Here is a 24,561-nt window from a genome sequence, read left to right on the forward strand (position 1 = left end):
ACTGCGGCATTATTTCGATAAAAACCGGTTCCCAAGCGTTCGCCTCCTGTTCTATAGGAGGTCGCAGTCAACATCCTGTTGAATAGCCAACCGAAAGGTGAATGCGATGACTGGACTGGTGCGCACAAGTGCCGACCTCGATCCGAGACGCCGGCGGATCCTTTACCGCTGCTGGCACCGGGGCATTCGCGAGATGGATCTGGTGCTCGGGCAATTCGCGGAAGACAATATTGCCGGACTTTCCGAAGACCAGCTCGATGAGCTGGAAATCATCATGGATGAAGAGGATAACGACCTCGTCAAGATGGTGACGGGCGCGCTTGCCATACCGGAAAAGTTCCAGACGCCGCTGTTTGAGAAGATCGCTTCCTATCGTCCCGATTTCGATCTCGTCACAGCCGAAACCCTGAAAGCCTGAAACATGATAGCCGGATTCGATGCAAAGCTGGTGACGTCGGCAGATACGCCGCTGACCATCGGAAATGTGCCTTCCGGCATGGAAGCCCTGCTGCTTGCAGATATGGCGCGGGCGGGCACATCGGTAGCTTACGTGATGTCGGATGGCCAGCGGGTCGCCGATCTCGAACAGATCCTCGGTTTCGTCGCGCCGGATATTCCGGTCATGACGCTGCCGGCCTGGGACTGTTTGCCCTATGACCGTGTGTCACCGAGCGCCGACACTTCGGCGCGCAGGTTGGCTGCGCTCTCCGGCCTCATCAGCCATGCGAAGAAACCGCATCCGGCCATCGTGCTTGTTACCGTCAACGCCATGCTGCAGAAGATGGCGCCGCGCGACATTATCGAAAGCCTCGGCTTTTCGGCCAAGCCCGGCAACCAGATCCGCATGGAAGAGATTGCCGCGCGGCTGGAGCGCAACGGTTTCGACCGGGTGGCGACGGTGCGCGAAGTGGGCGAATTTGCCGTGCGAGGCGGCATTCTCGATGTTTTCGTTCCCGGCACGGAAGAGCCGGTGCGGCTCGATTTCTTCGGCGATACGCTGGAAAGCATTCGCACCTTCGATCCGGCCAGCCAGCGCACCATTGCCCAGGCGCGTTCGCTTGATCTCAACCCGATGAGCGAAGTGACGCTGACGCCGGATACGATCGGCCGGTTCCGCAAGAATTACCTGTCGCTGTTTGGCGCTGCGACCCGCGATGATGCGCTTTACCAAGCCGTGTCCGAGGGCCGCCGTTACGCCGGCATGGAGCACTGGCTGCCGCTGTTTTATGAGCAGCTGGAGACCGCCTTCGACTACTTGAAGGGTTTTCGTATCGTCACCGATCACACGGCGAAGGAGGCGGCGAAAGAGCGCTCCAAGCTGGTGCTTGATTATTACGAAGCTCGCCGGGCCTCTGGCGAAACCAAGGGTTCGACGCAGGGCGCGCCCTATAAGCCCGTTTCGCCCGGACAGCTTTATCTCGACGGCAAGAGCTTCGATGCGATGCTTGCCGGCGTCAACGCGGTGCGCCTGACGCCCTTCAACGAACATGACAGCGAAGGCCGCCCGGTCGCGACGCTCGATGCCCATGTCGGCCCGCGCTGGGCGCGGCCATTAAGCGAAGGCGAGAGCGAAGAGCGGGTCAATGTTTTCGATCTGGCGGTGAAGCATATTGCGGATCGCCGCGCCAAGGGCTGGAAGGTGCTGATCACGGGCTGGTCGGAAGGCTCGCTCGACCGGCTGTTGCAGGTGCTCAACGAACACGGGCTTGAAAACATCAAGCCGGTAACATCGCTGAAAGAGGTGGAAAAGCTCGGCAAGGGAGAGGCGGCAGCAGCGGTGCTGAGCCTTGAAGCCGGCTTCGAGACCGGAACGCTGGCCGTCATCGGCGAGCAGGATATTCTCGGCGACCGCATGGTGCGGCGCTCCAAGCGCCGCAAGCGCGGCGCGGATTTCATCTCCGAAGTGGCCGGTCTGGACGAGGGTTCGCTTGTCGTCCACGCCGAACATGGTATCGGCCGCTTCGTCGGCTTGCAGACCATCGAGGCAGCGGGTGCCCCGCGCGCCTGCCTCGAACTGCATTATGCCGATGATGCCAAGCTGTTCCTGCCGGTCGAAAACATCGATCTTCTTTCCCGTTACGGCTCTGACGCAGCGGAAGCGACGCTCGACAAGCTGGGCGGTGGCGCATGGCAGATGCGCAAGGCCAAGCTCAAGAAGCGCCTGCTCGACATGGCCGATGAGCTTATCCGCATTGCGGCGGCTCGGTTGGTGCGCCACGCGCCGGCGCTGGTTGCGCCGGACGGGCTTTACGATGAATTTGCCGCCCGTTTTCCCTATGACGAGACCGAGGACCAGCTGAACGCCATCGAGGCGGTGCGTGAAGATCTCGGTGCTGGCCGGCCGATGGACCGCCTCATCTGCGGCGATGTCGGTTTCGGCAAGACCGAAGTGGCGTTGCGCGCCGCCTTCCTTGCCGCCATGAATGGCGTGCAGGTGGCGGTGGTGGTGCCGACCACGCTGCTGTCCCGCCAGCATTTCCGCACCTTTTCCGAGCGTTTTCGCGGATTGCCTATCCGCGTGCAGCAGGCTTCGCGGCTTGTCGGTTCCAAGGAACTGACGCTGACAAAAAAGGAAGTGGCAGACGGCAAGACGGATATCGTCGTCGGCACGCACGCGCTGCTTGGCGCTGGCATAAGCTTCGCCAATCTCGGCCTGCTCATCATCGATGAGGAGCAGCATTTTGGCGTCAAGCACAAGGAACGGCTGAAGGAGCTGAAAAGCGACGTCCACGTTCTGACGCTGTCGGCCACGCCAATTCCGCGCACGCTGCAACTGGCCATGACGGGTGTGCGTGAACTCTCGCTCATCACCACGCCGCCGGTGGACCGCATGGCGGTGCGCACCTTCATTTCACCTTTCGATCCGCTGGTGATCCGCGAAACGCTGATGCGCGAGCATTATCGCGGCGGCCAGAGTTTCTATGTCTGCCCGCGCCTTGCCGATCTCGCCGATATTCATGCTTTCCTGCAATCGGATGTGCCGGAGCTGAAGGTGGCGGTTGCGCATGGCCAGATGGCGGCGGGCGAACTCGAAGACATCATGAACGCCTTTTATGACGGCAAATACGACGTGCTGCTCTCGACCACCATCGTCGAATCCGGTCTCGATGTGCCGACCGCCAACACGCTGATCGTGCATCGCGCCGATATGTTCGGTCTCGCCCAGCTTTATCAGCTGCGCGGCCGTGTCGGCCGTTCCAAGGTGCGCGCCTTTGCGCTGTTCACCCTGCCGGTCAACAAGGTGCTGACGACGATGGCGGAGCGGCGGCTGAAGGTGCTGCAATCGCTGGATACGCTGGGGGCAGGGTTCCAGCTGGCGAGCCACGATCTGGATATTCGCGGCGCGGGCAATCTGCTTGGCGAGGAACAGTCCGGGCATATCAAGGAAGTCGGTTTTGAACTTTACCAGCAGATGCTGGAAGAAGCTGTCGCCGAGGTGAAGGGTGACGAAGAGGTGCGCGACAGCGGCTGGTCGCCGCAAATCTCTGTTGGCACCTCCGTGATGATCCCGGAAGACTATGTGCCGGATCTGCATCTGCGCATGGGTCTCTACCGCCGTCTCGGCGAGCTTGCCGATATCAGCGAGATCGACGGTTTCGGCGCGGAAATGATCGACCGTTTCGGCCCGCTGCCGAAAGAGGTGCAGCATCTCCTCAAGATCGTTTACATCAAGTCGCTCTGCCGCGTTGCCAATGTCGAGAAGGTGGATGCCGGGCCGAAGGGCGTGGTGCTGCAATTCCGTCATAAGGAATTCCCGAACCCGGCGGCGCTCGTCGCCTATATCGGCAAGCAAGGCTCCATGGCGAAAATCCGGCCCGACCACAGCCTGTTCCTGACGCGCGATCTGCCGACGCCGGAAAAGCGTCTGGCGGGTGCGGCGATGATCATGACGCAGCTGGCGGAATTGGCGCGGTCCTAAAGCTTTCGAGAGGTTGTCGATTGACAGCGGACCTAGGCGTGTGAGGCTTTACCCCCCTCTGCCCTGCCGGGCATCTCCCCCACAAGGAGGGAGATCGGCAAGAGGCCCTACCACCGCTTCACGCGCAAGCTTCGAGATGGGCGAGACCTTGCTGCATATCGATCTCCCCCCTTGTGGGGGAGATGCCCGGCAGGGCAGAGGGGGGTAAAGCTACACGTACCCTCGGGTCGGACAACCTTCCGAAAGCCAAAACTTAAAGCACATCCGGACAAACCATCTTGCCTTATCGGATCAACCAACACCCCAAGGCTCTGCAAACATTACCGGGATGTAATGAAACGGACATGCGCCGGTAGCTTCGGCGGGCGTAGTCTTGTTTTCATCTCCTGCACTGCGCCCAATATGATGCGCGAGTGGGAAGACGAAGGAGCAAGACAATGTGGACCAGGATGAACAGGTTCGTCTCCGCAGGTCTGGTTGCTTTGACAATTGCGGGCACCACAATTGCCACCACCAGCCAGGCGGAAGCACGCGGCCATTTCGGACACGGACATGGCGGCGCCGGCATTGCCGCAGGTATCGCCGGAGCAATTATCGGCGGCGCCATCATTGCCGGGGCGCGGCATTCTTATGGCGGCCCTTATTATGGCGAGCCTTTTTACGGCCCGCCGGTTTATGGCCCTCCAGTGATCTATCAGCCGGCCTATCCGCGCTGCCACGTCGTCTGGCGGCAGAATGGCTGGGGCGACATGTATCGCGCACGGGTCTGCGACTGAGTTCGCTGCCAACAGTATAATAGCTATGGAAGAACGCGCCGGGACTAAAGCGGTCGCGGCGCTTCTTCCGGCGTGATGCCGACTGCGACGTTCTGGTCGGTGGCCGCGATCGAGGCTGGCATCGGCACTTTTCGCTGCTTTTCACGGATGAGCGTCAGCATTCCGGAACCAACGATGAGGGCGATGCCGACCAGCATCCAGCCATCGATATGGTCACCGAAGATCAGGTATCCGAAGAAGATCGCCCAGAGCATCTGGCTATATTGCGTCGGGCCGATCATGGCGGCGGGCGCATAACGGGCGGCATACATGACCAGCACGTTGCCGACGGCGGCAAACAGGCCGTAACCGGCCAGAAGCAGCCATTGCTGACCGCTGGGCGGCACGAAGGTGGGGATCATGGCAAAGCCACTGATTGCCAGACAGCCCAGCACGCCCGCGCCGTACAGCGACACATTCTTTTCGGAGGGCCCCATGGCGCGGAAGATGACGATGGACAGCGCGCCGCTCAAGCCACCGAGGATGGCGCCCAGATGGCCGATGCCCAGCTCGCGAAAACCTGGTCTGAGAATGATCAGTACGCCGATGAAACCGATAATGACTGCCGACCAGCGCTTGATGCCGACCTGTTCCTTCAAAAATACCACCGACATGATGGTGACGAAGGAGGGAAGCAGGAAGATCAACGCAAAGGCTTCGGCCATGGAGAGGTGCGTGAAGGCGGTGACGCTGCCGACCGCGCCGATGCCGGAGGCAAAAAAGCGGATGAGCCAGAGCGGGCGGTTCGTCGTCTTGATGACATCCGCCCAGCGATCGTTGCGCTTGCGGATGAAGGGCAGGGCGGCGAGGCCGAAGACGGCGCCGAAGAAGGCCGATTCGATCGGCGAAATCTGGCCTTCTATGAGTTTAACGCTCGCGTCGCTCCATGCGTAGGCAGCGAAGGCGGCAAAGGCAAGCAGAATGCCTTTCAGGGTCTGGTCCGACACGGGAAAACACCAACAGTTTATCGGTTAGGGTAAGCTGCCGGTGGTTCGACCGTCAGTTCATCGACTTATGCTCGTCCGTCTTGATTTTTGCAATATCCCGCAGTGCAGCAATCAATACATCAGGCGTTTGCGCGCCGCTGATGGCATATTTCTGGTCGAGGATGAAAAACGGCACGCCTGCAACGCCCATTTGCTGCGCCGCATCAATTTCGGCGACAACCGTATCCTTGTCCGCGTCGGATGCCAGAAGCCGCGCCACGACCTTGGCGTCCATGCCCGCCTTTTCGGCGATGTCGGTCAGCACGGCGTGATCGCCGATATTGCGACCTTCCTCGAAATTTGCCTTGAACAGACCGGTAACGATCTTTTCCTGAATGTCGCGGCCTTCCGAATGGGCCCAGAGCGACAGGCGGTGTGCGTCGAGTGTATTCGGGCCGATCTTGATCGCATCGAAATCATAGTGGATGCCGACTTCCTTGCCGAGCTGCACCAGACTGGCATGCGCCTGCTCCAGACGCTCCTTGCCGAGCTTTTCCTCGAGAGCGGCTTTCTGGTCGACGCCCTCAGGCGGATAGTCCGGATTGAGGCGATAGGGACGCCAGTTCACGTCGACGCTGATCTCGTCCTGCACCTCGGCAATGGCAAGATCGAGCCTTGCCTTGCCAAGATAACACCAGGGGCAGACCATATCCGATACGACGTCGATAACGATGCGTTCCATGGTTTTATCTTCCCTTGTCTGGACCGGTTATTGCGCCCGCGCATCCCACCAGGTCTGTTTCTGATTGCCTGATATCGGGGTGATATCCGGGCGGTCGATATATTTCCAGCGGGCGATCCACTGCGCACCGATATAATAGAGCGGAATGACGTAGTGACCGGCAACCAGCAGGCGGTCGTAACCGCGCACGGCTGCCTGGAAATCTTCCGTCGAACGGGCCTGCAGCAGGGCCTCGATCATCCGGTCTATATCGGGATTGGCGGCCCCCGCATAGTTGAAGCTGCCCTGCGCGTCGCGTGATAGCGAACTCCAGCGGTTGAGCTGCTCCGCCCCCGGCGAGAGCGAGGAGGGCAGGGAGCGGATGATCATGTCATAATCGAAGCTGTTTGAGCGGGCCTGATATTGGCCGTCATCGACCGAGCGGATGCCCATGGCGACGCCGATCAGGTTGAGGGAGCGCTGATAGGCAAGCGCTATGCGCTCCTGCGCCGGGTTCTGCGTCATGATCTCGAAGGCAAGCTGGCGGCCATTGGCGTCGGACATTTTGCCGTTTTTGATGCTGTATCCGGCCTCTTTCAGCTTATCGACGGCCAGTTTCAGCACCTTGCGGTCCGCACCGGTGCCGTCGGTGGTGGGCATGGCATAGGTTCCCGCCAAAAGCTCCGGCGGCATGGTTTTCGCCGCATCGCCCAGCAGCGCAAGCTCGCGCGCATCGGCGGCATTGCCGAAGGCGCCGAGCGGCGAATTCTGCCAGTAGCTCTGCGTGCGCTTGAAGGCGCCACCGAGAATGTTCCTGTTCATCCACTCGAAATCGAGCACATAGGACAGTCCCTCGCGCACCTTTTCATCGGCAAAGACGGCACGGCGGGTGTTGAACACCAAGCCGAACATGCCTGAAGGCAGCCGCGGCTGGAACACATCCTTGACGATATCGCCGCGATGAACAGCGGGGAAATTATAAGCCTGCCCCCAATGCGAGGTATCGGAGGTGCCGTTGATGGCGTCGCCTTCGGGGTAAATGTCGATATCGCCCTTCTTGAAGGCCTCGAACATGGTGGTGACCTGAAGGAAATAGGTGACGGTTATCTCGTCGTAATTCTCAAAGCCGACCTTGCTCGGAATATCCTTGCCCCAATAGTCCGGGTTCCGCTCCCAGGTGATTCGTTCTCCCGGCCGCAGCGTCTTGATTCGGTATGGACCCGAGCCCACGACCGGGCCGAGGCCCGCCTGTTCGAATTTTTCCGGGTCGATTGCATGTTTTGGCAAAATGGGGGTGGAGGAGGCGAGAATGAGCGGCGTTTCGCGGTTCGCCTTCTCATTGAAGGTGAAACGCACGCCGTGATCGCCGATTTTTTCCATCTTCGCCACGCCGTCGAGACGGCTGTTGAAGGGGGGGCGGCCTTTCTCCTTCAGGAGATTGAATGTGAAGATCACGTCGTCGGGCGTCACCGGCTCGCCATCCGACCATTTCGCCTTCGGACTGATGTTGAACTGGATGAAGCTGCGCTCCTCATCCCACTCAGCCGTTTCGGCCAGCAGGCCATAAAGGCTGAAGGGTTCTTCGCTGGAACGCTGCATCAGCGGTTCGTAGAGCAGGTTGCCGAATTCCGGGTCCCAGACGCCGCGCGCGGTGGTGCGCATTCCCTTGAGAACGAAGGGGTTGAGGCTGTCGAAGGTGCCGACGACCCCATAGGAGATGCGTCCGCCTTTTTTAACGTCCGGATTGACGTAAGGGAAGTGCCGGAAGTCCGCCGGCAGCGCCGGTGTGCCGTGCATGGAAATGCCGTGAAGCGGCTGCGCCTGGGCGCTCCCGGCGGGAAGCAGGGACGAACCCAAAAGAAACAATGCGGGGATGAGGGCCGCAAGGTTGCGCATGTTATTATCCTGTCTCAACTGTCCGTCCGATTTGTCATGATGATCGGTTTATCGTCATGATTGGTTTTCGTTATGATTCTGGCAAATATGTAGCACAGGCCCATGGCTGGACCCATGCGCGGGCGGGAAATCTTGGCCCACCTCAAGAAAAAGTTAAAGAAGTGCTGGATATCGCCGCGATCGGCATGTAACAGGGTGGCCGGAAGAGACGGGTCACGCATTTGCCTCATTTAAACGACAGTTGAACGGGCAGAAGGATACCGCCATCGGCGAACAGGACCTTAGCGGTTCTGTTCTGGCAGACATTCAGGAGACGGAACTCTTATGATGCAAAAGGCAAACACATTCACCCGGACGGCTCTGTCCGCTCTGGTCCTTTCTCTCGGCGCAGTGTCCGCTCCGGCCATCTCGCAGGCGCAGGATGCTGCTCCCGCCGCTCAGGGCGCCGGCGCTCCTCCGCTCGGCTGGTTCAAGACCTGCTCCAAGCAGGAAGACAACGATGTCTGCGTCGTGCAGAACGTGGTTCTCGCCCAGAACGGCCAGATGATCACCGCTGTCGGCCTCATCACCGTCGAAGGCAAGGTCAACCGCAAGCTGCTGCAGGTTTCCGTTCCGACCGCGCGTCTCATTCCTCCGGGCGTGATGATGCAGATCGACGGCGGCAAGGGCCAGAAGCTCGATTACGCCGTTTGCCTTCCCGACAAGTGCACGGCTGAAGTTCCGCTGACGGACGCCATGATTGCTTCCTTGAAGAAGGGTAGCGAGGTGGTCTTCACCTCCATCAACTTCCGCCGCGCGCCGAACCCCATCAAGATCGCACTGACCGGTTTCACTGGCGCTTATGATGGTGCTGCCATCACTCAGTCGCAGCTGGCCGAAAGCCAGCGCAGCCTGCAGGAAGGCATGCAGAAGAAGGCAGAAGAGGCCCGCAAGAAGCTGGAAGCCGCTCAGGACGCCGCCAAGACCGCGCCGAAGCCCTGATCGCTGCACCAGCGTCAAGAATAATAAAACCGGTCTGGCGACAGACCGGTTTTTTTATGCCCTGGGAGGGGTGGGGATTTCAGACTTGCGTCAATGCGCCGTCGACATCTTCGGACGCCATTCACCATTCGGCGCCTTGTCAAAGATGCGACCGATATTGGGGTTTCTAAGCGGCGTCTCGTTTTCGTCGTGGACGAGGTTCTGCTCGGAAACATAGGCGACATATTCCGTCTCCTCGTTTTCCGCCAGAAGGTGATAGAAGGGCTGGTCGCGATCCGGCCTGATATCGGCGGGAATGGCGTTCCACCATTCCTCGGTATTGGCATATTCCGGGTCCACGTCGATGACCACGCCGCGGAACGGAAACACCTTGTGGCGGACGATCTCGCCAAGCGTGAATTTTGCGTCTCTTTGTTTCATGGCATGAACTTCCTTTCCCACTAATAGTTGGGGGCGGAATGCGAAATATCAAGGGCTAGGGGGTATCCCGCCCATATTGCCGTCCGCCGTTCAGGCCCTTCGGCCGATTGGCGCGGTGGCGATGACCACGCCGCCGGTGACCAGCACGATGCCGATGGCGTGATAGGTCTCGAAGCTCTCCCCAAGGAAAAACGTTGCCATTATGATCGAGACCGGCGGCATCATATAAAGCGTGATGCCGGCCGTTGCCGGGCCGAAAACGCGCACCGTATGGGTGAAGCAATAAAAGGCGAGCAGCGAGGCGAAAAGGATGATGCCGCCGATCTTCGCCCAGGCCATCGGTGTGGCGGGCAGCATGCCGCCCTGCGCCAGTTCGAGGGCCGCTGGCGGCAGAAGCACCAGCGCGCCGGAAAGCGCAATCAGGCCGAAGAGGCTGAAGGAGGCCATCTGCCGGGCCGCCGGGTCGCGCAGCAGCAGCGAATAGATCGCAAAGGCGATGGCTGCCGTGAGGATCGCGAAATCGCCGATGTTGAAATTCATGTGCCACAGAGCGGACATATCGCCCTTGAGCACGATGGCCGCCACGCCGGCAAAGGCGATGATCATGCCCGCCACTTCGAGCTTTCTGATGCGCCGGCCCTGAAAGATGCGCTGGAACAGGATGATGAACAGCGACGATGTCGTGTAGATCAGCGTGCCGTTGGCAGCCGTCGTCATGGTCAGGCCCCAATAGACCACGCCGCCGCAGATGCCCATGCCGAGAATGCCGAGTACGAGCCACAGCAGCGTTTTGTGGCGCAGGAAAGCCAGGCAGTTGCGCCAGTCGGCGACCATGAACGGCGCGATGATGAGGGTTGATCCGATCCAGCGGATGAAGGCGGCGATGAAGGGTGAGACCTCACCGACGACGCCGCGGCCGAAAATGACGTTGCTGGAGAAAAAGAACGGCACAGCCAGAAAGATGAGCCAGTCCGTGAGGCGGGTTTGCTGAGAGGCTGGCTTGTTTGACATTCTTCGCGATATGGCTGGGCTTCAAAAGAAAACGGCGGCTTTCCGGGGAAAACCGCCGAGATGAATCGAGCGCCCCGGGGAGCGCTCGATAGGCCGATCAGGCCGAGTAGTACATGTCGAATTCGACCGGATGCGGGGTCATTTCGAAACGCATGACTTCCTGCATCTTCAGCTCGATGAACGAGTCAATCTGGTCGTCGTCGAACACGCCGCCGGCGGTCAGGAACTTGCGGTCCTTGTCGAGGCTTTCGAGCGCTTCGCGCAGCGAGCCGCAGACGGTCGGGATCTTTTTCAGTTCCTTGGCAGGAAGGTCGTAAAGGTCCTTGTCCATCGGCTTGCCGGGGTGGATCTTGTTCTTGATGCCGTCGAGGCCGGCCATCAGCATGGCCGCAAAACCGAGATAGGGGTTCTGGGTCGGGTCCGGGAAGCGGACTTCGACGCGCTTTGCCTTCGGGTTGGAGCCGAAGGGAATACGGCAGGAAGCCGAACGGTTGCGGGCGGAATAGGCCAGCAGAACCGGCGCTTCATAACCCGGCACCAGACGCTTATAGGAGTTGGTGGTGGGGTTGGTGAAGGCGTTGATGGCCTTGGCGTGCTTGATGATGCCGCCGATGTAGAAGAGGCAGTTTTCAGACAGGCCGGCATATTCGTCGCCTGCGAAGGTCGGCTTGCCGCCCTTCCAGATCGACTGGTGAACGTGCATGCCCGAGCCGTTATCGCCGAAGATCGGCTTCGGCATGAAGGTTGCCGTCTTGCCATAGGCATTGGCGACCTGGTGCACGACGTACTTGTAGATCTGCATCTTGTCGGCGCTGGAGACCAGCGTGTCGAATTTCACGCCCAGCTCGTGCTGCGCGGCAGCCACTTCGTGGTGGTGCTTTTCGACGACGACGCCCATTTCGGCCAGAACCGTCAGCATTTCGGAGCGCATGTCCTGCAGGCTATCGATCGGCGGAACCGGGAAATAACCGCCCTTGACGCGCGGACGGTGGCCGAGGTTGCCGGTTTCATAATCCGTGTCGTCGTTGGACGGCAGTTCGGACGAATCCAGCTTGAAGCCGGTGTTGTAAGGGTCGGCCTTGTACTTCACGTCGTCGAAGACGAAGAATTCAGGCTCGGGGCCGACGAAGACGGTGTCGCCGATGCCAGATGCCTTGAGGTAGGCTTCGGCCTTCTTGGCAGTGCCGCGCGGGTCGCGGTTATAGGCTTCGCCCGAGACCGGGTCGAGAATGTCGCAAAGGACGACCAGGGTGGACTGGGCGAAGAACGGGTCGATATGGGCGGTGGCCGGATCGGGCATCAGCACCATGTCGGACTCGTTGATGGCCTTCCAGCCGGCGATCGAGGAGCCGTCGAACATGACGCCATCGGCGAACATGTCTTCGTCCACACAGACAATATCCATGGTGACGTGCTGCAGCTTGCCCTTGGGGTCGGTAAAGCGCAGGTCCACGAACTTGATGTCGTTATCCTTGATCTGCTTCAAGATATCGTTTGCGGTCGTCATTTAAACGTTTTCCTTGAGTGTGATGATGACGAGGTGAAAAGCCTGAGCCTCCCCGGCCCGGGACCTTCTTGATTATATGGCGTCCACGCCTGTTTCACCGGTACGGATGCGGATGACTTCCTCGATATTGGAAACGAAAATCTTTCCGTCGCCGATACGTCCGGTCTGGGCCGCATTGCGGATCGCCTCAATGACGGCTTCCGCATTCTCGTCCGCCAATACGACTTCGACTTTCACTTTCGGCAAAAAGTCCACAACGTACTCCGCACCGCGGTAAAGTTCCGTGTGGCCCTTCTGACGACCAAAGCCTTTTGCTTCCGTGACCGTGATTCCCTGAAGTCCGACTTCCTGAAGGGCTTCCTTCACTTCATCGAGCTTGAAAGGCTTAATGATCGCTTCGATCTTTTTCATGAGAAAATATCTCTCCGCTTCTCCCGTTAAAGCAGGTTCTTCCCGCTCTGCCACAAGAATGCACGTATTGTGCCAGATCGGAAGCGGGCTTGAAGAAAAAACTTCGCCCGCTCGGCTTTCCGGGACAAAATGCATTCGCTTTTGGCGGGTTTCCGGCGAATTTCTCTCGAAAATCCCAAAAATCCATCCGCATTTCTATTGATTTGTATTATTTTAGTAATCTCTTATATTTTGAGTTTCGGCACGGGTGTTTTGCCGGTCTGTTTATATTTTGTGCATTTGACTATTATTCAGTCACGCAGATCTGCTTATTTTTGTATCGATTGCCTTTCCGGCGTTTTGAAGGGATGATCGGCCCATGACATCCCTTCCACAGCTCTTCCTGATCGACCCTGACGTGATGGCCCGCATCGATGCGGCGGCCGGGCAATCCGGCATTCCGCTGTATGACCTGATGGAGCGGGCGGGGCAGGCGGTTGCCGCCTCGGTCCTGCGCCATTATCCGCAGGCGCTGCGTTTCGTCGTGCTTTGCGGTGGCGGCAATAATGGCGGAGATGGTTATGTGGCGGCGCGGGTGCTTTTGCAGAGCGGCGCGGCCGTTGCGGTTTATCATCTCGGTGATACTGCCGCGCTGAAGGGCGATGCGCGAACGGCATTTGAGCGGAGCGGGGTAACGCCGTTGCCGCTTGGCGATTATGTGCCTCTTGGCGGCGACATGGTGATTGATGCGGTTTTCGGGGCCGGATTGTCGCGCGATATTCCAAGCGAACTTGCCGATGTGATCGAGGCGGTGGCGAAGGCGGGCGTTCCTGTGCTTGCCGTTGATCTGCCTTCGGGCCTTTGCGGCCGCAGGGGTGCGCCTCTCGGTGCCTCATTCAAAGCGCAGCGCACGGTGACGTTCATGGCGCGCAAGCCCGGCCATCTGCTGATGCCGGGGCGGGAGCTGTGCGGGGCGCTGGAAGTCTTCGATATCGGCATTCCCGCCCGCATCCTTGCCGCACATGCGGGATCGGTGGCTGAAAACCATCCGCTTGTCTGGGGGCACGCCTTGCCGCGCGCCGATATGGAGACACACAAGTTCCGGCGTGGGCACCTGACCGTCTTTTCCGGCCCGGCCCATGCGACCGGCGCAAGCCGCATGACGGCGCTTGCGGCGCTGAAGGCGGGGGCGGGGATCGTCACTGTCACTGCCCCGAAAGCGGCGCTCGACGTGCTTTCGATGACGCTGACGGCGGTGATGAACGCGCCCATGGACAATAGCGATGATCTTCGGCTTTGGCTGGAGGATCGGCGTCACGGCACTTTCGTTCTCGGTCCGGGTTTTGGTGATCTGGACAAGGCGCGGCAATTCGTGTCCCTGCTCGGAGACAGGGCGGTGGTGCTGGATGCCGATGCGATCACGGCTTTCAAGGATCATACGGAGGCGCTGTTCGAACGCGTCACGTCGGGCACGGGAAAATTTGTCCTGACGCCGCATGAGGGCGAGTTTGCGCGACTATTTCCCGATCTTGCCGCAGATGCCGGATTGAGCAAGATCGAGAAGGCGCAGGTTGCTTCAGCGCGCAGCGGTGCAGTGCTGGTCTACAAGGGCGCGGATACGGTGATCGCCGCGCCGGACGGGCGGGCGCTGGTCAACACCAATGCGCCGGCGAGCCTTGCAACGGCGGGTTCGGGAGATGTGCTGGCCGGTATCATCGGCGCGTTGCTGGCGCAGGGCGCGCCTGCCTTCGAGGCGGCGGCTGCCGGGGTCTGGCTGCATGGTGAGGCGGGCAACAGGGCGGGCATTGGCATGACGGCGGAGGATCTTGCCCACGCGGTTCGGCCGTTTAGGTGAGTTCCTCTGATGGTGTTGGGGTAGGGATTTGGGTCGGGTTTCTGCGGGCAGCTAGCAGCTCGCTGAACTTGTGTTTTTTGGCACAGTTCCATCATCCGTACTCCGTCACCCCGGACTTGATCCGGTGTCCAGCGCGATCAAGTCCTTGATCGCGAGAGACTCTTTCACGGCGCAGACGCGCCGTGGCTGGATGCCGGATCAAGTCCGGCATGACGGAGGTGCTTTGTCTTCGATCTGCCTGCCATCGTGCCCGAGGCTTTTTAAGGCCGCGTCTTCAATGCGCGGCTTTGCCACCCTGGCTCGCCATCGCCATTCGCGAGGCGCTGATCAAGAGCTTGCGTTCGGCGCGTTCCTGCTGCGGCGTGCGATTGTAGATTTCGCGGTAACATTTGGAAAAATGCGAGGCCGAGACGAAACCGCAGGCGACGGCGACTTCGACCACCGGCATGGCTGATTGCACGAGCAGGTGACGGGCGCGGTCGAGGCGGATTTCAAGGTAATAGCGGGCGGGCGAGCGGCCCATTTCCTGACGGAACAGGCGCTCCACCTGCCGGCGTGACAGATCGGCGGCATCGGCTATGTCAAGCAGCGACAGCGGCTCGGCGAGATTGCCTTCCATCAATTCGATGATCGACAGGACCTTGCTATTCTGCACGCCGAGGCGGGCGCGCAGCGGCAGGCGCTGGCGGTCATTGGGGCTGCGCACCCGGTCGGTCAATTGCTGTTCGCAGACGCGGTTGACGAGGTTTTCGCCGAAATCCTGGCCGATCAGGCTCAGCATCATGTCAAGCGAGGCCGTGCCGCCGGCACAGGTGTAGATGTTGCTGTCGACTTCGAAAAGGTCGGCATAAACTTCCACCTGCGGAAAGGCTTCTGAAAAACCTGGCAGGTTTTCCCAGTGGATTGCGCAGCGCTTGCCGTTCAGCAGGCCAGCCTGCGCAAGGATATGGGCGGCGGTACAGAGGCTGCCGATGGCGATGCCGCGATTATAGGCTTCGCGCAGCCAGGCGTTGACTGACTTGTTGATGTGCTGATCCACATCGATACCCGAACAGATGATTGCCATTTCTGCGCGGTTCTCGCCGGTAACATACCGACGCTCATCAGCGAGACAGGTGTCGACCTCGAGACAGATGCCGCTCGATGACATGACCTTCTGGCCATCGAGTGAAGCGATGCGCCATTCATAGGCTTGATAGCCCAACATTCGGTTGGCGATGCGAAGCGTTTCAACCGCTGCGGCAAAGGGCAGCATGGTAAATTGCGGAATGAGAAAAAAGACGATTGAGCGTTTCTTCTGGGAGTTTTTGCTCATTTGCCCGTGCTCCGTTGCGAATACGCAATTCCTCCCTTGGAATCGGTCTTCTGGATGTCCTGTTTCCGACATCTTTAACGAAAAATACGCCGTGGAATCGGGGCTGTCAAAAAATCGCTTTTGAAATATGCAAAATTTGCGACAAGCCTTTTAAAAAGGCGTCGTGTCGCATGTAAAACAGGCAGGCTTTTTTACGCCGTTGCCGGAGCGTATTGACACGGGAAGAGATGGCTCGCAAGTCTTAAAATGGCTGCGAGCCACCGGTCAGAGGTCATTTGCGGATGGCGTTTGTGCGGTAATTGTCTGTCGTCGGCCATCCGATATCCTTCAATGTTTCAGGCGGCAATGCCTCAAGTGCGCGCAGCATCCGTGCACGACGCCATGATCTGTAAAGAGCGGAAACGTGGCCTGACAGGCGGTGAAGCCAGCCGCCGGAAGAGGGACGATGCGGAGAGCGGTTCGCCGCCGGGAGATAGTGTATCATGGTCATGTCCTTGATCCTTTCCTGAACCACGATTGATTTGCGCCTTCGATATGCGCCTGCATATTTCATCAAACAAGAGAATGAATTTCATATCATTCATCAATTATCGGAATGACTTACTGGCATGGCCTGCCGGCTGCGCGTCATCACATAAGGGGAGTTCGGCGCTTCATGACAGCAGGGCTTTTTTCGGTCCTGTCATTCGATGTCCCGGATCGTGCGCGCTAGTTGACATTCAATCAAACGAAATGATATCCATCTATAAATCAAAATATTTGAAGGTACGTGCCATGACCGTAACTTTCCGCCAACCGCTGCCGTTGCTGGATAACGACATATTGAGAACCTTCGTCGCGATTGCGGAAACGGGAAATTTCTCCACCGCTGCGGAAGTGGTGTTCAGGACGCCCTCGGCCGTTTCCATGCAGATCAAGAAGCTTGAGGAACAGTTGAAGACGACATTGTTCCTGCGCGATGCCCGCTCGGTAACATTGACCGCGCATGGGGAGACGCTGCTGACCTATGCGCGCCGCATGATCGCGCTCTCCAATGAAGCCGTGTCACGTTTCGTCATGCCGGAGCTTTCCGGTGTGGTGCGTCTCGGCGCGCCGGAGGATATCGGGGAGCGTGGCCTGCTGCCGGGCATTCTCAAGCGCTTTGCCGAGGCTTTCCCCGGCATCATGATCGACGTCACCATCGATTCCAGCTCCAATCTCTACAAGCGGATGGACGAGCAACGGCTTGATCTTGCGCTCGTCAACTGTGCCTCGCATCCGCTCAGGGATACGGGCGAGGTGTTGATGCGCGAACGTCTCGTCTGGGCGGGTGCAAAATGCGGCACCGCTTATCTGCGTGACCCTCTACCGATTTCGATCTGGGAAGAAGGCTGCATCTGGCGTTCGGAGGCGATCAATTCGCTGGAGAGGCGCGGGCGGAATTTCCGGGTGGCTTATCTCAGCGGCCATACGATGGCGCAGCGCGCGGCGATTGCCGCCGATCTTGCCATCGCGCCGCTGCCGCGATCCTATGTGTTAAACGACATGGTCATTCTGGGCGACAAGGAAGGCCTGCCGGAACTCGGCTGCTTCGATATTCGCCTGATCATGGGCGACAAGGCGTCGCGTCCGGTGCTTGCGGTGGCGGAGAGCATTCGCAGCGCCTTTGTCGAGGTTGCCAAGGCGGCGTAACATGGCCGGGCCTGCGCGGCCTTGAAGCGGGGCGCAGGCGGACATGGTGTCAAACCGCGACGGAATCCGGCGATGCCGAACGGTCGGCGCCGCCCGTTTGCCAGCTTCCGCGATTGACCAGCCAGTCGGCCGAATTCTGCAAGCCGCCAAAGGGAAAGACGTGAATTTGCCGGATCGGCCCTTGCGGATTGGCCTGCCAGTGCCGCTCGATCGGTCCGACGACGCTTTCCGGCGAATGACCCTTCGCCAGCGTTGTGAGGGAGAGCGCGTTTTTCTTCAGATAAGCGATGGAATTGCCGACACCGCAAAGCGCTGCATATTTCAACAGCGTCGTGATCTTGGCCGGGCCGGAAACGCCGATATGCACCGGCAGGTCGATGCCTGATGCAACAAGCCCTTCCGCCCAGGCGATGAAACGGGCCGCATCGAAACCGAACTGGGTGACGATGCGCATCGTCGCATCGCTTCTTTGCGCAAAATCACGCTTCAGCCGCAGCGCGGCAACTGCCGTCTCCTCGCTGAAATCCGGGCTGCCTTCGGGGTGGCCGGCAATGGCGATCTGCTTCATTCCATAGCGGTCGAAAATGCCTGACGACAGCATATCCATGCTGGAAGCGAAGGGACCGGCGGGCCTGTCGACGCCGCCGCCGACAACCAGCACATCCGATACGCCCGCTTCGCCCGCCAGCCGCTTCACCTGTTCCTCAAACTCCACGCGCGACGGGATGCGCCGCGCCGCAAGATGCGGCACGGGCTCATAACCGAGATCGCGCAGATGTCTCGCCGCATCAACGAGCCTGACCTGTGAGGCCGCGCCGGTGTCGGTCAGATAGACACGCACGCCCTGCGGAAAGAGACCGGCAAGGCTTGCCGGGCCAAGCACCTGTGCGGGTGAGGCTTCGATGGAGGCGGGGATGATGGAGGAGGCGGAAATGTCGGGCAATTTGTGCATGATCCTTTTGATTATCATGCACCGTTTTTTCGATGCCGTCTGTGCCTGATGCGGCAAGACAGCCCTGCATCTGCGACGAAGCTTGGCACCGCGGTGCAGCGAAGGATCACCAGATCCGTTTCGTCAGGCCGTTCCATAGCCAGGTCCAGATCGTCGGCGGAAAGCGCAATACCGATTTTCCGGGTGAGGGCGGCTGTGGTGCGAGGCTGCCGGATAATGCATCTTCGACGGCGTTGACGGCAATATCCACCGAGGCGGCGGTGAGAAGCAGCGGGTAGGTGGCAATCGTGTCTGAAGGTGAGGGTTTCAGCCGTTTTTCGTAAAGCGTGGCGCCGGTATCCACGCCCTTGTCAACCAGATGCACGGTTGCACCGAAATTGCCGCGGTCCTTTTCCACCAGCGCCCAATATCCACCCATCTGGCCGCGATAGGCGGGATTGATGCCGGCGTGGAAATTGATCACCGGGCATTGCAGGGCCTGCAGCGTCGCGGGCTTGAGAAGGCGGCAGGAAATGGTGAAGATCGCCGCCGGCTTCAACTGATTGGCGGCCTTGTGGCATTCCTCGTCGTTCAGCGAGGCAAATTGCGTGATGGGAACGGTATGGCCCAGTTCGGCGGAAAGGCCATGCTCGGCGATGATCTCATGGCTTCTTCGAACCGTGAAACGTTTGCCGAGGCGAGAGGCGACCATCGTCGCCATCTGGCCGCTGGCGGCAATCCAGCCCAGCCGACGCGCCCGCCGCCTGAGAATGACGGATTTGCTTTCCGGTTGTTCGACAAAGACGTGAATATCCGGAAAATGGGCGGCAAGCGCATTGATCATGATATTGGGGTTCACGCCGCCTGCCGTCATCACCAGAAGCCGATTGTTGATCTCAGTCATATCACCCACGATATTTTCCTCAGCCATGATCCAGGTGTGGAGTTTCCCGCGTGAACTTCAAAACCCTGTTAATTTTCATCGACTGGATTTTTTGAAATGCCGCTGGAACCGATTTTCGGGACTCACGTTATTGTGACGCATATCACATCGGCGCTTGCCTTGGACGGCAAGTCATAGGGGAGTTATTTCAATGATTACACGCATTCTTTCGACCGTTTTCGTGGCCTTGTTGACCGTCGTGACGCTCAGTTCTTGCGGCAACACCATCCGTGGCATGGGCCGGGATACGGCGAATGCCGTTGATGCAACGCAGGACGCCGGCCGCAATGTGGACCGCGCTGCCCGCCGCTAAAGGCACTCCCCTTAAATGTTCCGGCGTCACCCTGAAGCTGGGGTGACGCCTTTTCTTTGACTGAATTTCCCTGCGAATGTTCCCCTGACGAGAATCACGGGGTGGGCATGAACGGATCGATGAAAAGACTGGCGAAGCTGCTGTTGCCATTGTTGTTGCCGTTTTCGGCGCAGGCCGGCGGGCAGGCGGATTTTTGCAAAAGCATGGACCATGCGGGCGGTCGCTACACCGTGTGCAGCTTCGATCCGGCAAAGAATACCATCCGGATCTATGATCGCGATCACGTCTCCGGGCAGGGGTATCGCTCCTTCGCCGACCTGTCCTCCGCGCTCTGGCGGCAGCATATGTTCAGCATCTTCGCCATGAATGGCGGCATGTATCATTCCGACTATTCGCCGGTTGGCCTGTTTGTCGAAAATGGCGTGGAACGTTCGTCGATCAGCACCCGGGGTGGCTGGGGCAATTTTCACCTTCTGCCCAATGGCGTGTTCTATCTGAAAGGCACGACGGCCAGCGTGCTGGAGACCGAGGCCTATCTGGCGGCAGACCCAAAGCCGGATTTCGCCACCCAGTCGGGGCCGATGCTGGTTATCGACGGAAAGCTGCATCCGCGATTTTTGCCCGACAGCGACAGCCTGAAGCGACGCAACGGCGTCGGCGTCTCCCGCGATGGCATGGTGCATTTCGCCATTTCGGAAAATACCGTGCGCTTCTATGATTTTGCCACGCTGTTTCGGGATGTGCTCGATGCGCCCAACGCGCTTTATCTCGACGGCACCATATCCAGTGTCGATATTCCCGCAATGAAGCGGCGCGACATGCTGTTTCCCATGGGGCCGATCATCGCCGTTGTTGACCGGGTGCCGGATTAGATGTTCGCTTTCAGGAGGTTGTCCATTGGCAACGGGTCAAGGGTGCGTGGGGCTTACCCCCCTCTGTCCTGCCGGACATCTCCCCCTCAAGGGGGGAGATCGATCTGCGGCAAGGTCTCGCCCATCTCAGCGCCGGCGAATGAAGCGGTGGTAGCGCCGCTTGCCGATCTCCCCCCTTGAGGGGGAGATGCCCGGCAGGGCAGAGGGGGGTGAAGCCCCTGCACCCTCGACCCGTTGTCAATGGGCAACCTCGTGAAAGATCACGACCAGAACAGGTTTTCGCCCGAAATCCCGCTCCAATCATCATGCTCCCGCCGGAAGATCAGATCGGCGCTTTAGGGTAGGCCTTTTCAAGACCTGCCGATGCGGTCAGCCCTTTGCGGAAGGCCAGATAAGCGGGGTGCTGGCTGGTTTTGGCGGTTTCCGCGAGGCGAATCTGCAGGCGGGCGGGGGCGTTGGCGCCAAGCCATTCACCGGCGGCCTCCAACTTAAGACTGTTGAGGAAGCGGGCATTGGCCTGCTGGTCGAGATAAAGATTGAGGCCGGCCAGCAGGTTTTCATCCTGCAAGGCGTTTTCCATCAGCAACGACACCCATGCCTTGTCGTCGCTTGCAAGCGACGTCAGTTTGGCGGCGACCGTTTCGCGATCGGGAAAGGAAGATGCCTGCTGCATGAAGTGAGTCCCGTTGTCGTTATCCGTCGTCGATAAAGCAGAGGTGTTGTGCTTTCAAGGCGCGGTGGCGGCGGAATAAATTCGACTTTACCGTGCCGGCGACAAAGGTTTTCAACAGGTGTTTGTGCAAAAGCTTTAAATAACGGTTACACTTTAGCCTAAATTGAGGCGAAAGCCGAAATGCCGGTTTTGGAAGCCGCGCTCTAACACCTTGTTTTTTCATGCACCTATGCGCGGGGCGAATGGCAGCCCGTCGAAAAAGCCTTCATTTAGCCGCTTTTTGCATTTGCCTTCGTCGCCGGATTTTAATAAATGCTTCTTCCAACGGGCCGGGTCTTGAAGATCCCCCGGAGAGTGAATAGCTGGAGTAATCATGGAAGAAACCGCTCAGAAATCCTGCTGGGGCGTTACCTTGCGCGCACTTGCAGGCTTTGCCGCTTTTCTCGCATTGACGTACATTTTTGGCAGCCCATAAGCACTTCTCCTGAATTGACGGGTTTTGAAACGGCGCGGTTTCCTCTGGAAACCGTGCTGTTTTCGTTTCTGCGACCTGCATGTCGCAGCCGCAAAAGCCGGTGACGCTCTTCGTTCTTGCCGAAGCGCCGGATTTCTCCGAAAATCCCGATAGATTTTGCATCCTATGCTGTGGTGGCGATCCGTCGCGGCTTTGGATATGATGATGGTGGAATCCATCAGTCAGGAAAAACTTCATGTTTCTTTCGGTCTTTGACGTCTTCAAGATCGGTATCGGTCCCTCAAGTTCCCATACGATGGGTCCGATGACGGCGGCCAATCGCTTTCTGGCGCTGATCCTCAGCGATGAGTGGCCGCGCCCTGCCGGTGCCAGCGTTTCGCGGCTGAAGGTCAGCCTGCACGGCTCACTCGCCTTTACCGGCATTGGCCATGGCACCGGGCGTGCCGTCATTCTCGGTTTGACCGGCGAGCGGCCGGACCTTGTTGATCCCGACGCCATGGATGCGATCATCGAGACGGTGGAAAAGGCCGGAACGGTAACGCCGCCCGGACATCCGACCTACGAATTCCGGGCAGCCGAGGATCTGGTGTTCGACAAGAAGAACCCGCTGCCTGGCCATGCCAATGGCATGACCTTCTCCGCCTTCGACAATCAGGGCAGGCTGCTGATCAAGCGCATCTATTATTCGGTCGGCGGCGGTTTCGTCGTGACCGATACGGAACTGGAAGCGATCAAGCAGCGCGGCAAAACCATCGATAATGGTCCGCGTGTGCCCTATCCCTTCGCCTCGGCAAAGGAAATGCTTGATATGGCGACCCGTTCCGGCCGCACAATCGCCCAGATGAAACGGGCGAATGAGGAGACGGTGGTTTCCCGCGACGAGTTGAACGACCGGCTTGACCAGATATGGGAAGCGATGGACGGCTGTATCGAGCGCGGGCTGAAAGTCGACGGCATCATGCCGGGTGGCCTGAAGGTGCGCCGTCGTGCCCGTTCCATTTACGAAAAGCTGAATGCGGAATGGCGCAGCAACCGGTTCAATCCTGTCATGGCGAATGACTGGCTGAGCGTTTACGCCATGGCTGTGAACGAAGAAAACGCCGCCGGTGGCCGGGTGGTCACCGCGCCGACCAATGGTGCGGCGGGCGTCGTTCCGGCCACTGTCCGATATTTCCGGCACTTCCATGAGGATGCAACGGTTGACGACGTGCGTGACTTCCTGCTGACGGCGGCGGCGATTGGCGGCATCATCAAGCACAATGCCTCGATTTCCGGCGCGGAAGTGGGCTGTCAGGGCGAAGTCGGGTCGGCGGCGGCCATGGCGGCAGCGGGTCTTGCAGCGGTCATGGGCGGCTCGCCCGAACAAATCGAAAATGCCGCTGAAATCGCGCTCGAACATCATCTCGGCATGACCTGTGACCCGATTGCCGGGCTGGTGCAGGTGCCCTGTATCGAGCGTAATGCGCTGGGCGCCGTGAAAGCTGTGACGGCGGCGTCGCTTGCGCTGAAGGGTGACGGCCAGCATTTCGTGCCGCTTGATGCCTGCATCGAAACCATGCGCCAGACCGGCAACGACATGAGCGATAAATACAAGGAAACCTCCACCGGCGGCCTTGCCGTCAACGTTGTGGAGTGCTGAGCGGGCAGGGCGGCCGGCATCGTCCAGATGCTTGACGCCTGCCGCAAAAAGGCATTGATAGGGATATGCCTTTACATCTCATCAAACTTTGCGTTGGCGCGGATTCACTCCAGGATTTGAGAGACTGGGTCGCGCAGCGCTCGCTGACCGCAATGGCCGCAGGCCTGGAACCGCACAGTGTGCATACCACCCGCATGATCCCGAAAAGGGCCGAGGAATTGCTGGATGGCGGCTCGCTCTACTGGGTCATCAAGGGGCAGGTGCAGGCGCGGCAGAAGCTTCTTGATCTCCGTTCCTTCAAGGGGGAAGACGGGATTACCCGCTGCGATCTCATTCTCGGCCCCGAAGTGATTGAGACCTCACCTGCGCCGAAGCGGCCGTTTCAGGGCTGGCGTTACCTGAAGGACGAGGAGGCGCCACGCGATCTCGGTGGCGGTGGTTTCGGCGGTGAGGACATGCCATCCGACCTGAGGCGCGAACTTGCCGAGCTTGGCCTGCTCTGACGCTTGTGGGTCTTTACGAAAATGAAAAAGCCGGCCTCCTTGCGGAGCCGGCTTTTTCATTGGGGAGACGGTATTGAGGTTCGCTGGTGTTACCGGATGCCGCCAACCGCATTGGTGGCGCGACCATCCTGAATTTTCACCCAGCGACCGGGGTTGGCGGTGTCCTGGCGCTTCAGGTAGGTATATTCGGTTTCCGACCAGTTCATGACCTTGTTGCGCATGTTGTCGAGTACGAAATCGCCGCGATCGGTACGAACGGTCAGAACGGCATGGCCTTCGCCATTCGGCTGCAGAACGACAGTGATGAGCAGGTTGGAAGCGGAGAAGCCCTTGTTCATCAGCATCTTGCGCTTCAGAAGCACGAAGTCTTCGCAATCGCCAACCGTGGTGGGGTAGGCCCAGCGCTCTTCAACACCGTAGATTTCCATGTCGGTCATCGGTGTGATCGTGGTGTTGGCGGTGTAGTTGACGTCGAGCATCGCCTTCCAGCGCTCTTCGGTCAGCTTCATCGGGCCGGTGTCCGCCGAGGTCGCCTGGCATTCGCTCTGATAGGTCTGGCAGAACTCATAATGGCCGATCGGCGGGTTGGCCTTGCCGATGACGCGCATGACGGCAGCCGGCGACGCGCTTGCCTGCTGGGCGAAGGCGCTGACGATGAATGCGATCAGGACGAAAACGATACGGTTGTTGTTCATTGCTTGTCTCCCCGTGTTGAGGAGACATTCGCAGGTATATTTTGATCCGGCGGAAATTTGCGAGAGGCAATTTGAGCTTAAATTTCAGCA

At 59.2% G+C, this 24,561-nt stretch carries 25 protein-coding genes; 11 read left to right on the forward strand and 14 right to left on the reverse strand.

Features of this window, described 5'->3' with window-relative positions; genetic code table 11:
* Window positions 1–106 precede the first annotated feature (106 nt).
* The 3 genes from ACQZ5F_RS04575 to ACQZ5F_RS04585 all read left to right on the forward strand — a co-directional run bounded on the left by ACQZ5F_RS04575 (window position 107) and on the right by ACQZ5F_RS04585 (window position 4,695).
* Window positions 107–418 (forward strand): succinate dehydrogenase assembly factor 2, encoded by a 312-nt coding sequence (locus ACQZ5F_RS04575; protein WP_046798276.1) that lies wholly within the window; start codon window positions 107–109, stop codon window positions 416–418.
* 3 nt (window positions 419–421) lie between these two features.
* The gene (mfd, locus tag ACQZ5F_RS04580; protein WP_046798277.1) at window positions 422–3,919 is read left to right on the forward strand and encodes a transcription-repair coupling factor; all 3,498 of its coding nucleotides are present in this window, start codon (window positions 422–424) and stop codon (window positions 3,917–3,919) included.
* A gap of 437 nt (window positions 3,920–4,356) precedes the next feature.
* Window positions 4,357–4,695 carry a hypothetical protein gene (locus tag ACQZ5F_RS04585; protein ID WP_052819738.1) on the forward strand — a complete coding sequence of 113 codons (339 nt, stop codon included), beginning with the start codon at window positions 4,357–4,359 and terminating at the stop codon, window positions 4,693–4,695.
* 44 nt (window positions 4,696–4,739) lie between these two features.
* Here the strand turns inward: ACQZ5F_RS04585 and ACQZ5F_RS04590 are convergent, their stop codons facing one another.
* From ACQZ5F_RS04590 to ACQZ5F_RS04600, 3 genes are read right to left on the reverse strand one after another with little or no spacing between them, the layout of a single operon-like run.
* Complete coding sequence (locus ACQZ5F_RS04590; protein ID WP_046798279.1) at window positions 4,740–5,681, reverse strand: DMT family transporter; 942 nt, start codon at window positions 5,679–5,681, stop codon at window positions 4,740–4,742.
* 52 nt (window positions 5,682–5,733) lie between these two features.
* Complete coding sequence (locus tag ACQZ5F_RS04595; RefSeq protein WP_046798280.1) at window positions 5,734–6,402, reverse strand: DsbA family oxidoreductase; 669 nt, start codon at window positions 6,400–6,402, stop codon at window positions 5,734–5,736.
* Window positions 6,403–6,429: 27 nt separating this feature from the next.
* Window positions 6,430–8,277: an extracellular solute-binding protein gene (locus ACQZ5F_RS04600; protein WP_225339742.1), complete on the reverse strand. Its 1,848-nt coding sequence runs from the start codon at window positions 8,275–8,277 to the stop codon at window positions 6,430–6,432.
* A gap of 56 nt (window positions 8,278–8,333) precedes the next feature.
* On the opposite strand from ACQZ5F_RS04600, the gene ACQZ5F_RS04605 reads away from it, so the two are divergent.
* Both ACQZ5F_RS04605 and ACQZ5F_RS04610 read left to right on the forward strand, forming a co-directional pair.
* Window positions 8,334–8,468: a hypothetical protein gene (locus ACQZ5F_RS04605; protein ID WP_263647292.1), complete on the forward strand. Its 135-nt coding sequence runs from the start codon at window positions 8,334–8,336 to the stop codon at window positions 8,466–8,468.
* Between the two features lie 133 nt (window positions 8,469–8,601).
* Window positions 8,602–9,258: an invasion associated locus B family protein gene (locus tag ACQZ5F_RS04610; RefSeq protein ID WP_046798282.1), complete on the forward strand. Its 657-nt coding sequence runs from the start codon at window positions 8,602–8,604 to the stop codon at window positions 9,256–9,258.
* A gap of 90 nt (window positions 9,259–9,348) precedes the next feature.
* Here ACQZ5F_RS04610 and hspQ read toward each other — a convergent pair whose 3' ends face one another.
* From hspQ to ACQZ5F_RS04630, 4 genes are all read right to left on the reverse strand, one after another.
* Window positions 9,349–9,678, reverse strand: coding sequence for a heat shock protein HspQ (gene hspQ / locus ACQZ5F_RS04615; protein WP_046798283.1), 330 nt, complete (start codon window positions 9,676–9,678; stop codon window positions 9,349–9,351).
* Between the two features lie 90 nt (window positions 9,679–9,768).
* Window positions 9,769–10,689 (reverse strand): DMT family transporter, encoded by a 921-nt coding sequence (locus ACQZ5F_RS04620; protein WP_225339743.1) that lies wholly within the window; start codon window positions 10,687–10,689, stop codon window positions 9,769–9,771.
* A 97-nt stretch (window positions 10,690–10,786) separates the two neighbouring features.
* Complete coding sequence (gene glnA / locus ACQZ5F_RS04625) at window positions 10,787–12,196, reverse strand: type I glutamate--ammonia ligase (protein ID WP_046798285.1); 1,410 nt, start codon at window positions 12,194–12,196, stop codon at window positions 10,787–10,789.
* 72 nt (window positions 12,197–12,268) lie between these two features.
* Window positions 12,269–12,607 (reverse strand): P-II family nitrogen regulator, encoded by a 339-nt coding sequence (locus tag ACQZ5F_RS04630; RefSeq protein WP_003508042.1) that lies wholly within the window; start codon window positions 12,605–12,607, stop codon window positions 12,269–12,271.
* 358 nt (window positions 12,608–12,965) lie between these two features.
* On the opposite strand from ACQZ5F_RS04630, the gene ACQZ5F_RS04635 reads away from it, so the two are divergent.
* Window positions 12,966–14,441, forward strand: a complete 1,476-nt coding sequence (locus tag ACQZ5F_RS04635) for an NAD(P)H-hydrate dehydratase (protein ID WP_225339744.1) — start codon at window positions 12,966–12,968, stop codon at window positions 14,439–14,441.
* Between the two features lie 274 nt (window positions 14,442–14,715).
* Here ACQZ5F_RS04635 and ACQZ5F_RS04640 read toward each other — a convergent pair whose 3' ends face one another.
* Together ACQZ5F_RS04640 and ACQZ5F_RS04645 are read right to left on the reverse strand one after the other, a co-directional pair.
* A complete protein-coding gene (locus tag ACQZ5F_RS04640) occupies window positions 14,716–15,756 on the reverse strand; it encodes a GlxA family transcriptional regulator (RefSeq protein WP_046798287.1) in 1,041 nt (346 codons plus the stop codon).
* Between the two features lie 271 nt (window positions 15,757–16,027).
* Window positions 16,028–16,246, reverse strand: a complete 219-nt coding sequence (locus ACQZ5F_RS04645; RefSeq protein WP_046798454.1) for a DUF1127 domain-containing protein — start codon at window positions 16,244–16,246, stop codon at window positions 16,028–16,030.
* A gap of 242 nt (window positions 16,247–16,488) precedes the next feature.
* Between ACQZ5F_RS04645 and ACQZ5F_RS04650 the strand changes: the two genes are divergently transcribed.
* Window positions 16,489–17,427, forward strand: a complete 939-nt coding sequence (locus ACQZ5F_RS04650; protein WP_170979853.1) for a LysR family transcriptional regulator — start codon at window positions 16,489–16,491, stop codon at window positions 17,425–17,427.
* 49 nt (window positions 17,428–17,476) lie between these two features.
* Here ACQZ5F_RS04650 and ACQZ5F_RS04655 read toward each other — a convergent pair whose 3' ends face one another.
* Window positions 17,477–18,397, reverse strand: a complete 921-nt coding sequence (locus tag ACQZ5F_RS04655) for a methylenetetrahydrofolate reductase (RefSeq protein ID WP_225339745.1) — start codon at window positions 18,395–18,397, stop codon at window positions 17,477–17,479.
* An 88-nt stretch (window positions 18,398–18,485) separates the two neighbouring features.
* Window positions 18,486–19,262 carry a formyl transferase gene (locus ACQZ5F_RS04660; protein WP_225339996.1) on the reverse strand — a complete coding sequence of 259 codons (777 nt, stop codon included), beginning with the start codon at window positions 19,260–19,262 and terminating at the stop codon, window positions 18,486–18,488.
* A 190-nt stretch (window positions 19,263–19,452) separates the two neighbouring features.
* Between ACQZ5F_RS04660 and ACQZ5F_RS04665 the strand changes: the two genes are divergently transcribed.
* Both ACQZ5F_RS04665 and ACQZ5F_RS04670 read left to right on the forward strand, forming a co-directional pair.
* Entirely contained in the window at window positions 19,453–19,614 is a 162-nt protein-coding gene (locus tag ACQZ5F_RS04665; protein WP_003495552.1) for an entericidin domain-containing protein, read from the forward strand.
* Between the two features lie 119 nt (window positions 19,615–19,733).
* A complete protein-coding gene (locus tag ACQZ5F_RS04670; RefSeq protein ID WP_448739314.1) occupies window positions 19,734–20,486 on the forward strand; it encodes a phosphodiester glycosidase family protein in 753 nt (250 codons plus the stop codon).
* 322 nt (window positions 20,487–20,808) lie between these two features.
* On the opposite strand, the gene ACQZ5F_RS04675 is transcribed toward ACQZ5F_RS04670, so the two are convergent.
* Both ACQZ5F_RS04675 and ACQZ5F_RS04680 read right to left on the reverse strand, forming a co-directional pair.
* Entirely contained in the window at window positions 20,809–21,159 is a 351-nt protein-coding gene (locus tag ACQZ5F_RS04675; RefSeq protein WP_225339746.1) for a hypothetical protein, read from the reverse strand.
* A 265-nt stretch (window positions 21,160–21,424) separates the two neighbouring features.
* Window positions 21,425–21,871 carry a hypothetical protein gene (locus ACQZ5F_RS04680; protein ID WP_162249004.1) on the reverse strand — a complete coding sequence of 149 codons (447 nt, stop codon included), beginning with the start codon at window positions 21,869–21,871 and terminating at the stop codon, window positions 21,425–21,427.
* On the opposite strand from ACQZ5F_RS04680, the gene ACQZ5F_RS04685 reads away from it, so the two are divergent.
* Together ACQZ5F_RS04685 and ACQZ5F_RS04690 are read left to right on the forward strand one after the other, a co-directional pair.
* Window positions 21,870–23,273, forward strand: a complete 1,404-nt coding sequence (locus ACQZ5F_RS04685) for an L-serine ammonia-lyase (protein WP_046798291.1) — start codon at window positions 21,870–21,872, stop codon at window positions 23,271–23,273. The two genes, ACQZ5F_RS04680 and ACQZ5F_RS04685, sit on opposite strands and share 2 nt — an antisense overlap.
* 65 nt (window positions 23,274–23,338) lie before the next feature.
* Window positions 23,339–23,776 carry a DUF1489 family protein gene (locus ACQZ5F_RS04690; RefSeq protein WP_052819747.1) on the forward strand — a complete coding sequence of 146 codons (438 nt, stop codon included), beginning with the start codon at window positions 23,339–23,341 and terminating at the stop codon, window positions 23,774–23,776.
* Between the two features lie 89 nt (window positions 23,777–23,865).
* Here ACQZ5F_RS04690 and ACQZ5F_RS04695 read toward each other — a convergent pair whose 3' ends face one another.
* Window positions 23,866–24,471, reverse strand: coding sequence for a transglutaminase-like cysteine peptidase (locus ACQZ5F_RS04695; protein WP_225339747.1), 606 nt, complete (start codon window positions 24,469–24,471; stop codon window positions 23,866–23,868).
* Window positions 24,472–24,561 lie beyond the last annotated feature (90 nt).

This window comes from Agrobacterium sp. 22-210-1 (assembly GCF_053522525.1).